The sequence below is a fragment of the Tardiphaga sp. 839_C3_N1_4 genome, from assembly GCF_051811045.1.
Classification (GTDB): domain Bacteria; phylum Pseudomonadota; class Alphaproteobacteria; order Rhizobiales; family Xanthobacteraceae; genus Tardiphaga.
In genome coordinates this window covers 4,743,256-4,756,895 of record NZ_JBPWQD010000001.1, presented here as the reverse complement: position 1 = coordinate 4,756,895, position 13,640 = coordinate 4,743,256, and the positions used below count along the sequence as shown (strand labels likewise).

The 13,640-nt window shown below is 62.5% G+C and carries 16 protein-coding genes; 4 read left to right on the top strand and 12 right to left on the bottom strand.

Features of this window, described 5'->3' with window-relative positions; translation table 11 throughout:
- Positions 1–65 precede the first annotated feature (65 nt).
- Positions 66–1,055: an AraC family transcriptional regulator gene (locus tag AB8A38_RS22755; RefSeq protein ID WP_439087499.1), complete on the top strand. Its 990-nt coding sequence runs from the start codon at positions 66–68 to the stop codon at positions 1,053–1,055.
- Here the strand turns inward: AB8A38_RS22755 and AB8A38_RS22750 are convergent.
- Both AB8A38_RS22750 and AB8A38_RS22745 read right to left on the bottom strand, forming a co-directional pair.
- Positions 1,052–1,246, bottom strand: a complete 195-nt coding sequence (locus AB8A38_RS22750) for a putative motility protein (protein WP_089267620.1) — start codon at positions 1,244–1,246, stop codon at positions 1,052–1,054. The genes AB8A38_RS22755 and AB8A38_RS22750 overlap by 4 nt on opposite strands.
- Before the next feature lie 60 nt (positions 1,247–1,306).
- A complete protein-coding gene (locus tag AB8A38_RS22745) occupies positions 1,307–2,158 on the bottom strand; it encodes a LysR family transcriptional regulator (protein ID WP_439087498.1) in 852 nt (283 codons plus the stop codon).
- A gap of 109 nt (positions 2,159–2,267) precedes the next feature.
- On the opposite strand from AB8A38_RS22745, the gene AB8A38_RS22740 reads away from it, so the two are divergent.
- Positions 2,268–2,651: a tautomerase family protein gene (locus tag AB8A38_RS22740; RefSeq protein WP_439087497.1), complete on the top strand. Its 384-nt coding sequence runs from the start codon at positions 2,268–2,270 to the stop codon at positions 2,649–2,651.
- A gap of 199 nt (positions 2,652–2,850) precedes the next feature.
- Here the strand turns inward: AB8A38_RS22740 and AB8A38_RS22735 are convergent, their stop codons facing one another.
- The 5 genes from AB8A38_RS22735 to AB8A38_RS22715 all read right to left on the bottom strand — a co-directional run bounded on the left by AB8A38_RS22735 (position 2,851) and on the right by AB8A38_RS22715 (position 6,524).
- Entirely contained in the window at positions 2,851–3,732 is an 882-nt protein-coding gene (locus AB8A38_RS22735; protein ID WP_439087495.1) for a 3-hydroxybutyryl-CoA dehydrogenase, read from the bottom strand.
- Between the two features lie 168 nt (positions 3,733–3,900).
- Positions 3,901–4,836: an electron transfer flavoprotein subunit alpha/FixB family protein gene (locus AB8A38_RS22730; RefSeq protein ID WP_439087494.1), complete on the bottom strand. Its 936-nt coding sequence runs from the start codon at positions 4,834–4,836 to the stop codon at positions 3,901–3,903.
- The gene (locus AB8A38_RS22725; RefSeq protein WP_120287249.1) at positions 4,836–5,585 is read right to left on the bottom strand and encodes an electron transfer flavoprotein subunit beta/FixA family protein; all 750 of its coding nucleotides are present in this window, start codon (positions 5,583–5,585) and stop codon (positions 4,836–4,838) included. The genes AB8A38_RS22730 and AB8A38_RS22725 overlap by 1 nt, the downstream gene beginning before the upstream one ends.
- 138 nt (positions 5,586–5,723) lie before the next feature.
- The gene (locus AB8A38_RS22720; protein ID WP_068729209.1) at positions 5,724–6,296 is read right to left on the bottom strand and encodes a cob(I)yrinic acid a,c-diamide adenosyltransferase; all 573 of its coding nucleotides are present in this window, start codon (positions 6,294–6,296) and stop codon (positions 5,724–5,726) included.
- Positions 6,297–6,329: 33 nt separating this feature from the next.
- Positions 6,330–6,524 carry a twin transmembrane helix small protein gene (locus AB8A38_RS22715; protein ID WP_068730376.1) on the bottom strand — a complete coding sequence of 65 codons (195 nt, stop codon included), beginning with the start codon at positions 6,522–6,524 and terminating at the stop codon, positions 6,330–6,332.
- Between the two features lie 199 nt (positions 6,525–6,723).
- Here AB8A38_RS22715 and AB8A38_RS22710 point away from each other — a divergent pair, with 199 nt between their 5' ends.
- Positions 6,724–7,584, top strand: coding sequence for a YihY/virulence factor BrkB family protein (locus AB8A38_RS22710; protein WP_439087492.1), 861 nt, complete (start codon positions 6,724–6,726; stop codon positions 7,582–7,584).
- Here AB8A38_RS22710 and AB8A38_RS22705 read toward each other — a convergent pair.
- The 3 genes from AB8A38_RS22705 to AB8A38_RS22695 all read right to left on the bottom strand — a co-directional run bounded on the left by AB8A38_RS22705 (position 7,511) and on the right by AB8A38_RS22695 (position 10,667).
- The gene (locus AB8A38_RS22705) at positions 7,511–8,773 is read right to left on the bottom strand and encodes an ATP-binding protein (RefSeq protein ID WP_439087491.1); all 1,263 of its coding nucleotides are present in this window, start codon (positions 8,771–8,773) and stop codon (positions 7,511–7,513) included. The two genes, AB8A38_RS22710 and AB8A38_RS22705, sit on opposite strands and share 74 nt — an antisense overlap.
- 101 nt (positions 8,774–8,874) lie before the next feature.
- The gene (gluQRS, locus tag AB8A38_RS22700; protein ID WP_439087490.1) at positions 8,875–9,762 is read right to left on the bottom strand and encodes a tRNA glutamyl-Q(34) synthetase GluQRS; all 888 of its coding nucleotides are present in this window, start codon (positions 9,760–9,762) and stop codon (positions 8,875–8,877) included.
- Positions 9,763–9,773: 11 nt separating this feature from the next.
- Entirely contained in the window at positions 9,774–10,667 is an 894-nt protein-coding gene (locus tag AB8A38_RS22695) for a LysR family transcriptional regulator (protein ID WP_439087489.1), read from the bottom strand.
- Positions 10,668–10,791: 124 nt separating this feature from the next.
- Between AB8A38_RS22695 and AB8A38_RS22690 the strand changes: the two genes are divergently transcribed.
- On the top strand, positions 10,792–11,532 hold the full coding sequence (locus AB8A38_RS22690; RefSeq protein WP_439087487.1) for an SDR family oxidoreductase: 741 nt from the start codon (positions 10,792–10,794) through the stop codon (positions 11,530–11,532).
- Between the two features lie 24 nt (positions 11,533–11,556).
- Here the strand turns inward: AB8A38_RS22690 and AB8A38_RS22685 are convergent, their stop codons facing one another.
- The gene (locus AB8A38_RS22685) at positions 11,557–12,615 is read right to left on the bottom strand and encodes a DUF2252 family protein (RefSeq protein WP_439087486.1); all 1,059 of its coding nucleotides are present in this window, start codon (positions 12,613–12,615) and stop codon (positions 11,557–11,559) included.
- A 164-nt stretch (positions 12,616–12,779) separates the two neighbouring features.
- The gene (locus AB8A38_RS22680) at positions 12,780–13,364 is read right to left on the bottom strand and encodes a L,D-transpeptidase (protein WP_439087485.1); all 585 of its coding nucleotides are present in this window, start codon (positions 13,362–13,364) and stop codon (positions 12,780–12,782) included.
- Between the last annotated feature and the right edge of the window lie 276 nt (positions 13,365–13,640).

Here is a 13,640-nt window from a genome sequence, read left to right as displayed (position 1 = left end):
AGCCTCCAGAAGGGACACCGGAGATGGAGGTGACCTCCTGGAGTTTCCATGCTAGAAAACCCGCGATGCTTGATCATTCGTCCAGACCTGTCGTCACGCACCCCCTGACCGAAATGCTCCGGGGCTTGAAGATTGAGGGCGTCGATTACGTCCGCTGCCGCATGACCGAGCCATGGGGGCTGGTCTTCCCGGCACGGCCGAAGGCGCAATTTCACTTTGTCGCCGAGCGCGGCTGCTGGCTGCGAACTCTGGATAACGCGTGGGTCCGCCTTGAACCGGGTGATGCGGTCTTGCTGCCGCGCGGCGCGGAACACGCACTGGCCAGTTCACCCGATGCCTTCCCGGCACCAGTCGAGAATTGCCAGTTCGAGCCGGTTTGCTGCGGCATCCTCGACACCTGCAGCGGCGGCAACAGGAATGGCGAAGAAACCGTGCTGTTCGGTGCCGGTATGACCTTCAACCTCGACAGCCAGCATCCCCTGCTTCTGATGATGCCTGAGCTGATGCAGATGCACGAACTTGCCACCGGCGAGCCTGCCATCCCCCATCTGCTTGAGGCCATGACGTCCGAACTGGCGCTGGATCGCGTCGGTGCCGGCGGCATGCTAACGCGGCTGGCCGATGTTGTCGCCGCGGCACTGATCCGCAACTGGGTGGAGAAAGGCTGCGGCTCTGACGGCTGGGTCGCTGCCGCGCGCGACCCCGGTATCGGGCGCGTTCTTGCTGCGATCCACCGCGATCCAACCAGGGATTGGACCGTCGAGGCGCTGGCGAACGTCATGCATGCGTCACGCTCGGCATTTGCGTTGCGCTTCGCCAATGTCGTCGGCCAAACACCGGCGCGTTACGTCGCGCAATTGCGAATGCGGGAAGCAAAGCAGTGGCTCGTTCGCGACCGCCTGAAGATCGCGGTCGTCGCTCGCCGGCTTGGCTATGAATCGGAAGCCGCGTTCAGCCGCGCCTTCAAGCGCATTATCGGCGCGCCGCCGAGCCATTTTCGCGCGACACTGACTGCTGCCTCCGGCGGCGAACGGCCAGGCTCGACAGCGCCTTAAGCGGCGATATCGAGGTTGCCGCCGACGCCTGCGCCGAGATTGGCCTGGGAGGCCTGCTGCGCGCCGCCGAGCAGCGTCAGCACGGTGTTCTTTTCCATGTCGGCATTCGACTTCATGATCGAGGTCGAAATCTGCTGCTGCGTTCCCGCTGCCTTCATGGCAAGCGCGCTGGCAACCAAAGCCATATCCATCAGAAACACTCCGTAACGCGGTACCGACGGTATAGCGATGCGGGGTTAACGAATTTCCAATTAGTCCGCACCGGCCCTGAATGCCGCACCGAGTGTGCGCAGCGCGCCGCGGGCGCCGGCATCCGTGAGGTTGGAATACAGCATCACGTCGCAATTCGGCAGTTTCGGCAATCCAAGGCGCGGGCCGAGATCGACGCTGCCGACCGGCGCGACGCGGCGCACCAACGCACCGATCGCAAGCCCGGCGGAAATCGCGGCACCGATTGTCGCCACTCCGCCGCCGACGAACACTTCCGTCCAGCGAATGCCCGCCGCATCGAGCGCACTCACGGCCATCGCTCGCACGCTGCACGGCTCGGCCTGGGTCGCCAGCCGTAGCGGCTCCCCCGGCCGATGGTTGAAATCCGGCGCAGCAATCCAGCCGAACTCCTCTTCGAGCATCACTTCGCCATCCCGCCGTCGCACATCGTGGCGCAGCACGATCGCCGCATCGATTTCGCCGCCATCATAGGCTTGCAGCATCGCGCGCGAAGTTTCGATACGCAGCTCGATCACCAGCGACGGATCGGTCGCGCTCATGCGTTTCAACAGCTGCGCCAGATCGGCACCGACGAGATGCTGGCTGATGCCGACCACGAGCCGTCGCTGCTCCACCGCAAACGCGCCGATCGCCGACTGGTGTGCCGCCACCAGGTTTCGGGCTGCGGCAAGGAAAGCAGTGCCCTCGACGGACAGACGCACCAGCCGCGGCGTTCGCTCCAGCAGGCGCTTGCCAAGCCCGCTTTCCAGCCGCTTGATCTTCAGGCTGATCGCCGACTGCGTACTTCCCATCGCCTCGGCGGCACGGGTGAAGCTGGTGAGGTCGGCCACCAGCACAAAGGCCTGCACGGCTTCGATATCGAGCGCTTTCATCAGCCAATCATTTCAATATGACATCATTGAAATATTATTTCATACGATTTTACAATGATCAATATGGGATTAGGTTTGCTGCATCGGATTTGAACAACAGGAGACCACCATGCCGCTGGTTCGCATTTCACTGAAGCGGGGCAAGCCCGCCGCTTGGCGCAAAGCCATTGCCGACAGCGTCTATGACGCAATGATCGAAACCTTCAACGTACCCAGGGACGATCGCTTCATCGTCATTCACGAGCACGACGGCGACGACTTCAGCTATAGTCCGGATTATCTTGGCATCCGGCGCACCGACGACCTGGTCCTCATCCAGCTCACCGTCAGCAACACGCGCGGCGTGGAGCAAAAGCAGAAGCTCTATCGCGGAATCGTCGAGCGATTGACGGCAGCGCCCGGGCTGCGGCCCGAGGACGTTTTCATCAATCTCGTCGAGGTGCTGCCGGAGAACTGGTCGTTCGGCAACGGCGTGGCGCAGTACGTGACATGATTACGCAGCGCGAGACATTGATGGCGCATCTGTGCGGAGTCGGCATGGGCATGGCGACGATTGTCAGTCTGGTGCCGGCGACGGTGAGCTTGATGCGGGCTCTCATCTAACCAGGCACTCGGTCATGCCCGCGCAAGGCGCAGCTTCGCGCTTTGCCCGGCCATGACGAAGTCTTACTCTAACGGACAGCGCGCGAAACTTAGCGCGTCGGGACCGGCTTCTCGCCGCGGTAGTCGTAGAAACCGCGCTGGGTCTTGCGACCGAGCCAGCCGGCTTCGACATATTTCACCAGCAGCGGACACGGCCGATACTTGGAGTCGGCAAGGCCTTCATGCAGCACCTGCATGATCGACAGGCACGTATCCAGACCGATGAAATCGGCGAGTTCGAGCGGGCCCATCGGGTGATGCGCACCGAGCTTCATCGCGGCGTCGATGGCTTCGACATTGCCGACGCCTTCATACAGCGTGTAGATCGCCTCGTTGATCATCGGCAACAGGATGCGGTTGACGATGAAGGCCGGGAAGTCCTCCGAGACGGCGATCTGCTTGCCGAGCCTGGTGACAAATTCCTTGGACGCGTCGAAGGTCGCGTCATCGGTGGCGATCCCGCGGATCAGTTCGACCAGCTCCATCACCGGCACCGGATTCATAAAGTGAATGCCGATGAACTTCTCGGGACGGTCCGTCGACGCCGCGAGGCGCGTGATCGAGATCGACGATGTATTGGAAGCGACGATCGCCTCCGGCTTCAGCACCGTGCAAAGATCGTGGAAAATCTTGCGCTTGATCTCTTCCTTCTCGACCGCAGATTCGATCACGAGATCGCAATCGGCGAGACCATCCATCGTGTCCGACGAGGTGATGCGATCCAGCGCCTGCTTGCGCGCATCCTCGGTGATGACCTTCTTCGACACCTGACGCGACAGATTGCCGTTGATCGTCGCCATGGCAGACTTCAGGCGGTCGGCGGAGACATCGTTCAGCACAACTTCGAGGCCGCCCAATGCAGCCACATGCGCAATGCCATTGCCCATCTGGCCCGAGCCGATCACGCCGACTTTCTTGATCATAACCGCCATCTTGCTTGTCATCTCTGAGAACACGCCGCCCGCGCATGCCGCGTTCGGAAAGCCATCTTTACATAAAATATCGGCCGGAGTCAGTCACTCCGGCCGATGTCGTTAATTGAGGCGCAAAGCCATAATTCAGCAAGGCCTTATTTGCCAAATCCTTACCTGCCGGGGCCTCTACTTGCCGAGTGCTTCGGTCAGCTCCGGCACGGCCTGGTAGAGATCGGCGACCAGGCCGTAATCGGCAACCTGGAAGATCGGCGCGTCTTCGTCCTTGTTGATCGCGACGATCACCTTGGAGTCCTTCATGCCGGCGAGATGCTGGATCGCGCCGGAAATGCCGATGGCGATATACAGCTCCGGAGCCACGACCTTGCCGGTCTGGCCGACCTGCCAGTCGTTCGGGGCATAACCGGCATCCACCGCGGCGCGCGACGCGCCGACACCGGCGCCGAGCTTGTCGGCGAGCGGTTCGATGTATTTGGCGAAGTTCTCGCGGCTCTGCATGGCACGGCCACCGGACACGATGATCTTCGCCGAGGTCAGTTCCGGACGATCGCTCTTGGCCATATCCTCGCCGACGAAGGTCGACAGGCCGGGATTCTCGGCCGCCTTGGCGTCTTCCACCGCCGCGCTGCCGCCTTCACCGGCTGCACCGAAGGTCGAGGTACGCACCGTAATGACCTTCTTGGCGTCCTTGGACTTCACGGTCTGGATCGCGTTACCGGCATAGATCGGACGCTCATAAGTGTCGGGCGCAATCACCTTGGTGATTTCCGACACCTGCATCACGTCGAGCAAGGCGGCGACGCGCGGCATCACGTTCTTCGAGCGCGTGGTCGCAGCGGCGATCAGCACGTCATAGGCGGGCGCCAGCGACACGATCAGCGCGGCCAGCGGCTCGGCGAGGTCGTGGGCATAAGAGGCGTCGTCGGCGAGCAGCACCTTGGTGACGCCCTGCAGCTTGGCGGCAGCTTCCGCGGCCGGCTTCGCATTCTGGCCGGCAACGAGGATGTGCACCTCGCCGCCGATCTGGGTGGCAGCGGTGAGCGCCTTGTTGGTGGAATCCTTCAGGGTGGCGTTGTCGTGATCGGCAAGCAGCAATGTCGGCATTAGAGCACCCCGGCTTCAGTCTTGAGTTTCGATACCAGTTCGGCGACGTCCTTGACCTTGACGCCGGCCTTGCGGCCGCCCGGTTCGCTGGTCTTGATGATCTCGAGACGCGGAGAGATATCGACGCCGTAACCATCGGCGGTCTTCTCGTCGATCGGCTTCTTCTTCGCCTTCATGATGTTCGGCAGCGAGGCGTAGCGCGGCTCGTTCAGACGAAGATCGGTGGTGACAATGGCCGGTCCCTTGAGCTTGACGGTTTGCAGACCGCCATCGACTTCACGGGTCACGGTAACGTCGTCGCCCTCGATGACGAGCTTGTTGGCGAAGGTCGCCTGCGGCCAGCCGAGCAGCGCAGCCAGCATCTGGCCGGTCTGGTTGGCGTCGTCGTCGATCGCCTGCTTGCCGAGGATCACCAGGCCCGGCTTTTCCTCATCGGCGACAGCCTTGAGGATCTTCGCCACGGCGAGCGGCTCGACGGTGCCTTCAACCTTGACGAGGATGCCACGGTCCGCGCCCATCGCGAGGCCGGTGCGGAGGGTTTCGGACGCCTGTGCGGGACCGATCGACACCACCACCACTTCGGTTGCCTTGCCGGCCTCTTTCAGGCGCAGGGCTTCCTCGACAGCGATTTCGTCGAACGGATTCATCGACATCTTGACGTTGGACAGTTCGACGCCCGATCCGTCGCTCTTGACGCGAACCTTGACGTTGTAATCGACCACCCGTTTGACCGCGACCAGAACCTTCATCGATCCTCTTTCGTGTGAGTTTTATTGTTTCAGAGCTTGCTCGGAAGCTTGGGCGCGGAACCTAAAGCCCCTGCCACACGGGGTCAACGCGCCAGACCCTAAAATCGAATGTCTCTAGGCCAGCCGATTTGGCCGAAATTACCGGTTCTGGCCGGGCACCCAGAGCACGTCGCCGGCGCCATTGTCGTTCTGCGAGCGGCTGGCGACGAACAGGAAGTCCGACAGCCGGTTCATATACTGGATACCAGCATCCGAGACCGGCTCATCGGGCTGGGCGGCGAGTTCCACCATGATCCGTTCCGCACGGCGGCAGATCGTGCGGGCGACATGAAGGTGAGCGGCGGCAGGAGTTCCGCCAGGCAAAACAAACGAGGTCAGATCGGCCAGCGGCGCGTTGAGCATGTCAATATCGTTCTCCAACCGCTCGACCTGACTCGCCAGCAGGCGCAGCCGTTCGGCCTTGCCCTCGCGCTGCGGAACCGCGAGATCAGCCCCGAGATCGAACAGATCGTTCTGGATCAGCCCGAGCATCGCATCCAAGGACCGCGCATGGGCGAGATGCAGCCGCACCACGCCGATCGCCGCATTGGTCTCATCCACGGTTCCATAGGCGCTGACGCGGAGATCATATTTCGGCCGACGTTCGCCGGTGCCGAGGGCCGTCGTGCCGTCATCGCCGGTGCGGGTGTAGATGCGGTTGAGAACGACCATCGAATTGATCCAGCGCCAGTTAAGGAATTTGCGTCAGCGGCCCATCGCCCAGACGGTGGCCATGGTGAGGATAATGGCGACGAATTGCAGCACCACGCGCCACCGCATCAGCTTCTGCGAGCGATCAGGCGAGCCGCCGCGCATCATGTTGAACAGGCCAAGCAGCAGGACCAGCGCAACGGCGCCGACCGCGATGGGGAGGATAATATTGCTGAGCGTTGACGTCATATCAGCTACATAACACTGCGCCACAGGCTGCGCTATCGCCGACCGTCAAAATGGCACAGCGGTCACGCGCGCGCCGTAATGCAACGATCTGGCTTTTTCGCGTTAGATATCAGAAGCTAACATGAGGGCCGGTGATTTGCCGGGCCGATCCCGAACCAGGTGGCACGTGGGGCAGATACGCACCGTCTACGATGTTGTGATGGACGCCTTCTATACGTTTCTTGCCGATGACGGCTGGGCGATCGCCAGCCATATCGCGCTCTCCACCCTGATGGCGCTGTTTCCGTTCCTGATCGTGCTGGCCTCGCTGGCCGGCTTTTTCGGCTCCAAGAATCTCGCCGATCAGGCCGTCGGCCTGCTGCTGGAGGTCTGGCCCGATCAGGTGGCCGGCGCCCTGTCCTCGCAGATCCACGACGTGCTGACCACCACCCGCGGCGATGCGCTGACCATTGGTCTCGTGCTCGCAGTGTATTTCGCCTCCAACGGCGTCGAGAGCCTGCGCGTCGCGCTGAACCGCGCATACTCGGTGATCGAGCTGCGGCGCTGGTACTGGCTGCGGCTGGAGTCGATCGGCTACACGCTGGTGGCCGCCGTCACCGCGCTGGCCATGGCGTTCCTGATCGTGCTCGGCCCGCTGATGCTGGAAATCGTGAGGCGCTATGTCCCGCTGATGGTCGAGAACAACGAGCGGCTACTGACGGTGGCGCGTTACGGCATCACCATCGTCGCCATGGTGATCGCATTGTTCATCTTGCATGTGTGGCTGCCGGCAGGCCGCCGCACCTTCGGGCAGATCCTGCCGGGCATCATCTTCACGATGCTGGCGTCGCTGGCCTCGGGTATTGGCTTCGGCCTTTATCTGGCGCGCTTCGCCAACAATTACGTGACGATGTATGCCGGTCTGGCGTCGGTGATCATCGCGCTGGTGTTTCTGTATTTTATAGCGGCGATCTTCGTATTCGGCGGCGAACTCAATGCCGCCATCATCAAGTCGCGGCTGCCCCACGGCGTCTCGCTTCAAGCAGCGCAGTCGCTAGCGCCCGCGGAGACACCGGTTTGATCAGAAACGCGTCGGCGCCCGCCTGACGCGATGCGGCTTCATCTTCACTGCGACCGGACACCCCAATGATCGCGACGCGGCCATGCGGCGCCTTCAGCGCACGGATCTGCCGGATCGCCTCGACGCCGTCGATACCCGGCAGCACCATGTCCATGAGCACCGCATCGAACGTGCCCTGCGCGACGCGCTCCGCCGCTGCTTCGCCACGACCGATGAACTCGGCCTGATGACCGAGTTCGGCGAGAATGGCATTGAGCACGACGCGACCAAACGGATTGTCCTCGACGCTCAGCACTCGCAGCGCGTCACCCGGAGCAAAAGAAGCATCATCGGCGCTCGACATGATGGCGATCGGACCGCTCGTCTTGTCGAGGCCGACCGTCAGCGTGAACACTGTCCCACCACCGCGGCTCTGCGCCACAGTGATGTCGCCACCCATGGCGCGAGCGAGTTGTTTGACCGACGACAGGCCAAGGCCGGCACCGCCAAAACGCGACGCGATCGAGACATTGGCCTGCGAGAACGGTTTGAACAGCCGCTTGATCTCGGCAAGCGTGAGCCCGATGCCGCTATCGGAGACGGTGAAGGATACACCGACCTTGCCGGCCATACGCACGGGCGAGACCTTCAGCGCCACATTGCCCTGTTCGGTGAACTTCACCGCATTGTCGATCAGGTTTTCCAGCGCCGCGCGCAGCCGCACGGGATCGCCGACCACGAACACCGGCAGTCTGTCGGAGATCGCGACCCGCGACAGCAGTCCCTTGGCAGCCGCGCGGCCCGCGAGCGAGTCGCCGATGTTGCGGGCAAACGCGCGCAGATCGAAGAAATCCTGCCGCAGTTCGAATCTGGATTTGCTGCTGCGCGCCGCATCGACGAACAATGTCGCGAGACCAGCCAGATGTTCGGCGCCAGCCTTGATCGTCTCGACCCAGCGCCGCTCACGCTCGTCGAGATCGGAGGTGGCCAGCAGATCACTGACCGCAAGAATGCCGGTCAGCGGCGTGCGCACCTCATGGGCAAACACCGCCAGCGCGGTTTCCACCATCGTATCGGCACGCGCGGATCTGCGCTTGGCGCGCGGCTTCGATGCAGGCTTCTTTACCGCACGCTTCTTGGCCACGCTTTTTTTCAGCGTTTGCTTGGTGCGCGTCCGCATCTTGCGCGGAGAGCGCGATGTCAGCGCCATATGTTGCCCACCCGTCCCGGCGGCACCATGCCACGGCGAGGCGCGCGGAGTCACGCCGCGGGCCTGGTCCGGCTTGCGAATTTCTTGCGGCGCGCTTGCGGCTAACTTGCGGCAGACGGGTCAGGCAGCCCGACCATGCGGCGGATATCCGCTGGTGTAGCGCCCCCGGCCCGCAACTCACGCAGGCTGGTGGAACCGGTCGACTTCGACAGTTTGGCACCGGTGCCATCGCGCACGAGCAAATGATGCCGATAGACCGGTTGCGGCAGGCCGAGCAGTTGCTGCAACAGCCGGTGCACGCTGGTCGACCAGAACAGATCCTGGCCGCGCACCACATGGGTCACTCCCTGCAGCGCATCGTCGATGACCACCGAGAGATGATAGCTGGTCGGCGTTTCCTTGCGGGCCAGAATTACATCGCCCCACGCACCTGGCTGCGCGGTGACGGCACCCGTCTCGCCGCCCGGACCCGTGTCCTGCTCGGTCCATGTGAGCGAACCGCTGGCCGCAATAGCCTTGGCCATATCGAGCCGCAGCGCCATCGGAGCATCCGCCTGTTTGAGTTCGGCGACGGCTTGTGGCGACAACGATCTGGCAATGCCGGGATAGAGAGGCGCACCATCGGGATCGCGCGGCCATGAGCCTTTCGCTTCTTCGGCCGCGATCATGCGCGCGATCTCGGTGCGGCTCTCGAAGCTCGGATAGAGCAGTCCCATGGCGGCGAGCCGCTCGGTCGCGGCGCGGTAGTCGGCGAAATGCTGCGACTGTCGCCGTATCGGCATCTCCCAGGCGATGCCGAGCCAGGCGAGATCCTCGTAGATCGCCGCCTCGAATTCCGGCCGGCAGCGCGTGGCATCGATATCCTCGATCCGCAGCAGCAACCGGCCACCGGCCTCGCGCGCCAGATCGAAATTCAGCAGCGCCGAATAGGCATGGCCGAGATGCAGATAGCCGTTGGGGCTGGGCGCGAAGCGAAAAACAGGGGCCATCGCAGGTTTCACTAAATGAGGTCGCGCGCAAAAGCACGCGTCAGCCAGTCCATGAACACGCGCACCCGCGGCGAGAGCTGGCGGTTGCGCGGATAAAGCAATGACACTGGCGACGGTGTCGGCGGATATTGCGGCAGCACCTCGACGAGCGTGCCATCGGCGAGTTCATCCTTGATGCGATAGCGCGGCACCTGCACCAGACCGAAGCCGAGCTTCGCCATCGCCGCGTAGTTATCGGCGCTGTTCACCGTGATCGCCACCCGCAAGGAGACAAGACGCAGCGCGCCGCTATCCTGAAATTCCAGCGGCAGCACCGCGCCCGTCGCCGAGGAGTGATAGCCGACCATCCGATGGCCTTCGAGCGCATCGATGGACAAGGGCACGCCCATGCGCGCGAGATAGGACGGCGCGGCGCAGGTGACTTCGTCCATCATGGTCAGCCGGCGCGCCACCATATCGCTGTCGCGGAGCTCGCCGACACGCACCACGCAGTCGATGCCCTCGCGGATCAGATCGACCAGCCGATCGCCCTCGCTGAGATAGAGTTGGATATCAGGATATTCGGCGAGAAAGTCCGGCAGATGCGGCAGCACGAAATTGCGCGCCAGCGTGCCATTCATATCCACCCGCAACGGCCCTTTCGGCTTGGCGCCGCAGAACGCGCTTTCGGCGTCTTCAAGATCGGCGATCAGCGTCAGGCAGCGCTGGTGATAGGCCTCGCCGTCCAGCGTCGGCCGCACCAACCGCGTGGTGCGCTCGAGTAACCGCACGCCGAGCCGCGCCTCGATCTGCTTGACGGCATCGGTCACGGTCGACCGCGGCAGGCCGAGATCCGCCGCAGCAGCCGTAAAGCTGCGCCGCTCCACCACCCGGGTGAACACCCGCATTGTCTCGAAACGGTCCATCGATTTGTTCGCTAAATCCGGATTGTGATGCCAGATAATGCATCATTATCCGGAAAATGGAATGACCTAAGTTTCTTCCATCAGAACGACGCTGCCAGCGGCCGTCTTATCGAGGAGAAGCGAAATGACCAACCAATCCAGCAAGGTAGCCATCGTGACGGGCGCATCCCGCGGCATCGGCGCAGCCATCGCCGAGCGACTGGGCCGTGATGGCTTCACGGTCATCGTCAATTACTCCGGCAATGCCGCGCTGGCCGAGGCTGTCGCACAAAAGATCGAAGCCGCGGGTGGCCGCGCGCTGACCGCCAAGGCCGATGTCAGCGATCCCGCCGCGGTGCGCGGGATGTTCGATGCCGCCGAGACCGCCTTCGGCGGCATCGACGTGCTGATCAACAATGCCGGCATCATGAAGCTCGCCACATTCGCCAATGCTGACGATGCGTCATTCGACCAGCAGATCGCGGTCAATCTGAAAGGCACGTTCAACACCATGCGCGAAGCCGCCAAGCGGCTGCGCGATGGCGGCAGGGTCGTGAACTTCTCCACTGGCGTCGTCGGCACCAAGCTTGAGAGCTACGGCATCTATGCCGCCACCAAGGCTGCGGTCGAAACCATGACGGGCATCATGGCCAAGGAGATGCGTGGCCGCTCGATTACCGTGAACGCCATCGCGCCCGGCCCGACCGCAACCGACCTGTTCCTCAATGGCAAGTCACCGGAACTGATCGAGCGTTTCGCCAAGGCGACGCCAATGGAGCGTCTCGGCACACCCGAAGACATCGCCAATGCCGTTGCTTTCCTGGTCGGCCCTGAGGGCGGCTGGATCAACGCCCAGGTGCTGCGCGCCAATGGCGGGCTTGTGTGAGATCGGAACGACTGCCGCGGCTCGTCACTTTTTCCAGGCGTGGTAGTCGCTTTCGACCAGTTCAGACATGGTTTTGGCAGCCTTGCCGAGCCATCCCGGAGGGCGCTTTTTAAGATCGGCGCGCAAAACTTTTGCGCCGATCCTGCCCGCGGCATGGATGGCGGCAAGGTCCTGCCCCATCGCATTCAATAGCTGCGTGGTCAGTTTGGCCAGTTCGGCGCCCGGACTCTTGCCGAGTTCTATCTTCCGGGAGTCCGGCGCAAGCCGGCGGATCACGAACTTGCCGTCTATGGCCAGAAACGGATCCGGCGCGCGATAGCGTCCAAACGCCAGGGCGTGAAGATGCGCAATGCTCGACTTGCTACCATGTGCCCAAAGCCATGCCGAAGGGACGAGCGCCTTTGCCTCCCTCAGGCAGAAACCGCCTTCCGCAGTAGCGACGGCCACGTATCGTGGCCGGCCGAGGCCGCCGGTGCCCGCGACACGGCTGCCAAATCTCTCGATCGTTGCGCCCTTCAGCGACTTTTTCAGTGCCTGGACGACCTTTGCAAGCGGCTTGGCGGTCGGATACTTCTTCACCTCGTTCCAGAACTTCGCCGGCTTCTTGCGTGCGCGAACGGCATAGGGCCGCATCCAGAATTCGCGTTGATCCAAGAGTGCCGGATGCGGATCGGTAAGGCCTTTGCGGTAGCCGGCGAGAATGGCACGCGAGATCGCCGCTCGCCCAAGCTTCATGCCCGGCGCGAGCTGCGCGCTGGTCGCAAGACGAACGAGATCGAACAGATACGGCATCTTCGCCGCCTCATCGAAATCGTTGATGCCCCATACGAGACGCCCTTCGGCATCGCGCCAGGTCCCGTAATTCTCGAGATGCACGTCTCCGACGCAGAGAACATGCGGCGCGTCACATAAAGTCGGGCAGAGTTCTTCGACCTTCCTTGCCCACCGGAAATACGTCCCACGCAAAAAGACGAAGGAATCCTCGCGCATCAGCCTGTGCTTGAGCCTGAGATCCTTTTCCACGACGTGGCACTGGTCACGCAGCCAATCCTCATACGCACTGTTATCTTCGCGGAAAGACATCTGGGCCTCGCGATCACTCAAAAACAATCAAAAGATGTATTCAATATAAAATGCACCATAAGACGGTGCAACGAAACCGGCTATGGCAAAATTCGCGGCACTGAACGTAAAACGCCGGGTATCAGAGACACCCGGCGTTTTGAATTCTCGGTTGACGACGCGTCTCAGGACTCGGCGCGACCGCTCTGGATCACCACCACGCGGCTACCGATCTTCACGCGATTATAGAGATCAACGACGTCCTGATTCATCAACCGGATGCAGCCGCTTGAGACGGCATGGCCGATGGTCTCGGGCTCGGTGGTGCCGTGAATGCGGAACATGGTGTCGCGGTCGCCCTGATAGAGATACATCGCGCGTGGCCCGAGTGGATTGTCGATGCCGCCTTCCATGCCGCCCGCCATCTTGCGATAGCGCGCGGGTTCGCGGTTCATCATGTTTTCCGTCGGGGTCCAATGCGGCCACTCGGCCTTGCGCTTGATCACGGCAGCGCCGGCGAAAGCCAGGCCGGCCTTGCCGACGCCGATGCCGTAGCGCATCGCCTTGCCATCGCCTTCCACGAGATAGAGATGTCGCGCGGCCGTATCCACCACGATGGTGCCGACGGGTTCCTTGGTGCGGTAAGCGACGCGCTGACGCAGCATCGCCGAATCGATCGCGGAGACGTCGATGGCCGGCAGCGTGTGCTCGCCGTCATTCAACTCGGCATAGCTGGCGGACGGACCGCCAAAGCCGGTGGACGACACCATCCCCCCGCTGCTTGCACATCCTGCCAGCACAGCGGGCAACATCAAAAGCGCCAGAAGGCGCAGCCCGCGTGATCCACCAAAACCTGTCATTCCCAACCCTTGCTGCAACGCGTCCAACGCGGACGACCCGCACCTCATACAGGGCTGAGCGATCAAATCAGGCTCAACAGCGTGTCATTTCGCTCATGGAACAGCTCTGCGCCGCACTTTGCGCGCCGCTGTGGTGATCGCGCCACAGCCACGCAGGCTCACGAATAACCTCAGGTTGATCGATCG

Coding starts and splice junctions, on each gene's coding strand:
- AB8A38_RS22755 (WP_439087499.1), top strand. CDS start 66: ATGCTTGATCATTCGTCCAGACCTGTCGTCACGCACCCCCTGACCGAA.
- AB8A38_RS22695 (WP_439087489.1), bottom strand. CDS start 10,667: ATGGACCGTTTCGAGACAATGCGGGTGTTCACCCGGGTGGTGGAGCGG.
- AB8A38_RS22710 (WP_439087492.1), top strand. CDS start 6,724: ATGGACGCCTTCTATACGTTTCTTGCCGATGACGGCTGGGCGATCGCC.
- AB8A38_RS22705 (WP_439087491.1), bottom strand. CDS start 8,773: ATGGCGCTGACATCGCGCTCTCCGCGCAAGATGCGGACGCGCACCAAG.
- AB8A38_RS22680 (WP_439087485.1), bottom strand. CDS start 13,364: ATGGTGTCGTCCACCGGCTTTGGCGGTCCGTCCGCCAGCTATGCCGAG.
- AB8A38_RS22740 (WP_439087497.1), top strand. CDS start 2,268: ATGCCGCTGGTTCGCATTTCACTGAAGCGGGGCAAGCCCGCCGCTTGG.
- AB8A38_RS22720 (WP_068729209.1), bottom strand. CDS start 6,296: ATGGTCGTTCTCAACCGCATCTACACCCGCACCGGCGATGACGGCACG.
- AB8A38_RS22735 (WP_439087495.1), bottom strand. CDS start 3,732: ATGGCGGTTATGATCAAGAAAGTCGGCGTGATCGGCTCGGGCCAGATG.
- AB8A38_RS22685 (WP_439087486.1), bottom strand. CDS start 12,615: ATGTCTTTCCGCGAAGATAACAGTGCGTATGAGGATTGGCTGCGTGAC.
- AB8A38_RS22745 (WP_439087498.1), bottom strand. CDS start 2,158: ATGAAAGCGCTCGATATCGAAGCCGTGCAGGCCTTTGTGCTGGTGGCC.
- gluQRS (WP_439087490.1), bottom strand. CDS start 9,762: ATGGCCCCTGTTTTTCGCTTCGCGCCCAGCCCCAACGGCTATCTGCAT.
- AB8A38_RS22750 (WP_089267620.1), bottom strand. CDS start 1,246: ATGGATATGGCTTTGGTTGCCAGCGCGCTTGCCATGAAGGCAGCGGGA.
- AB8A38_RS22730 (WP_439087494.1), bottom strand. CDS start 4,836: ATGCCGACATTGCTGCTTGCCGATCACGACAACGCCACCCTGAAGGAT.
- AB8A38_RS22715 (WP_068730376.1), bottom strand. CDS start 6,524: ATGACGTCAACGCTCAGCAATATTATCCTCCCCATCGCGGTCGGCGCC.
- AB8A38_RS22690 (WP_439087487.1), top strand. CDS start 10,792: ATGACCAACCAATCCAGCAAGGTAGCCATCGTGACGGGCGCATCCCGC.
- AB8A38_RS22725 (WP_120287249.1), bottom strand. CDS start 5,585: ATGAAGGTTCTGGTCGCGGTCAAACGGGTGGTCGATTACAACGTCAAG.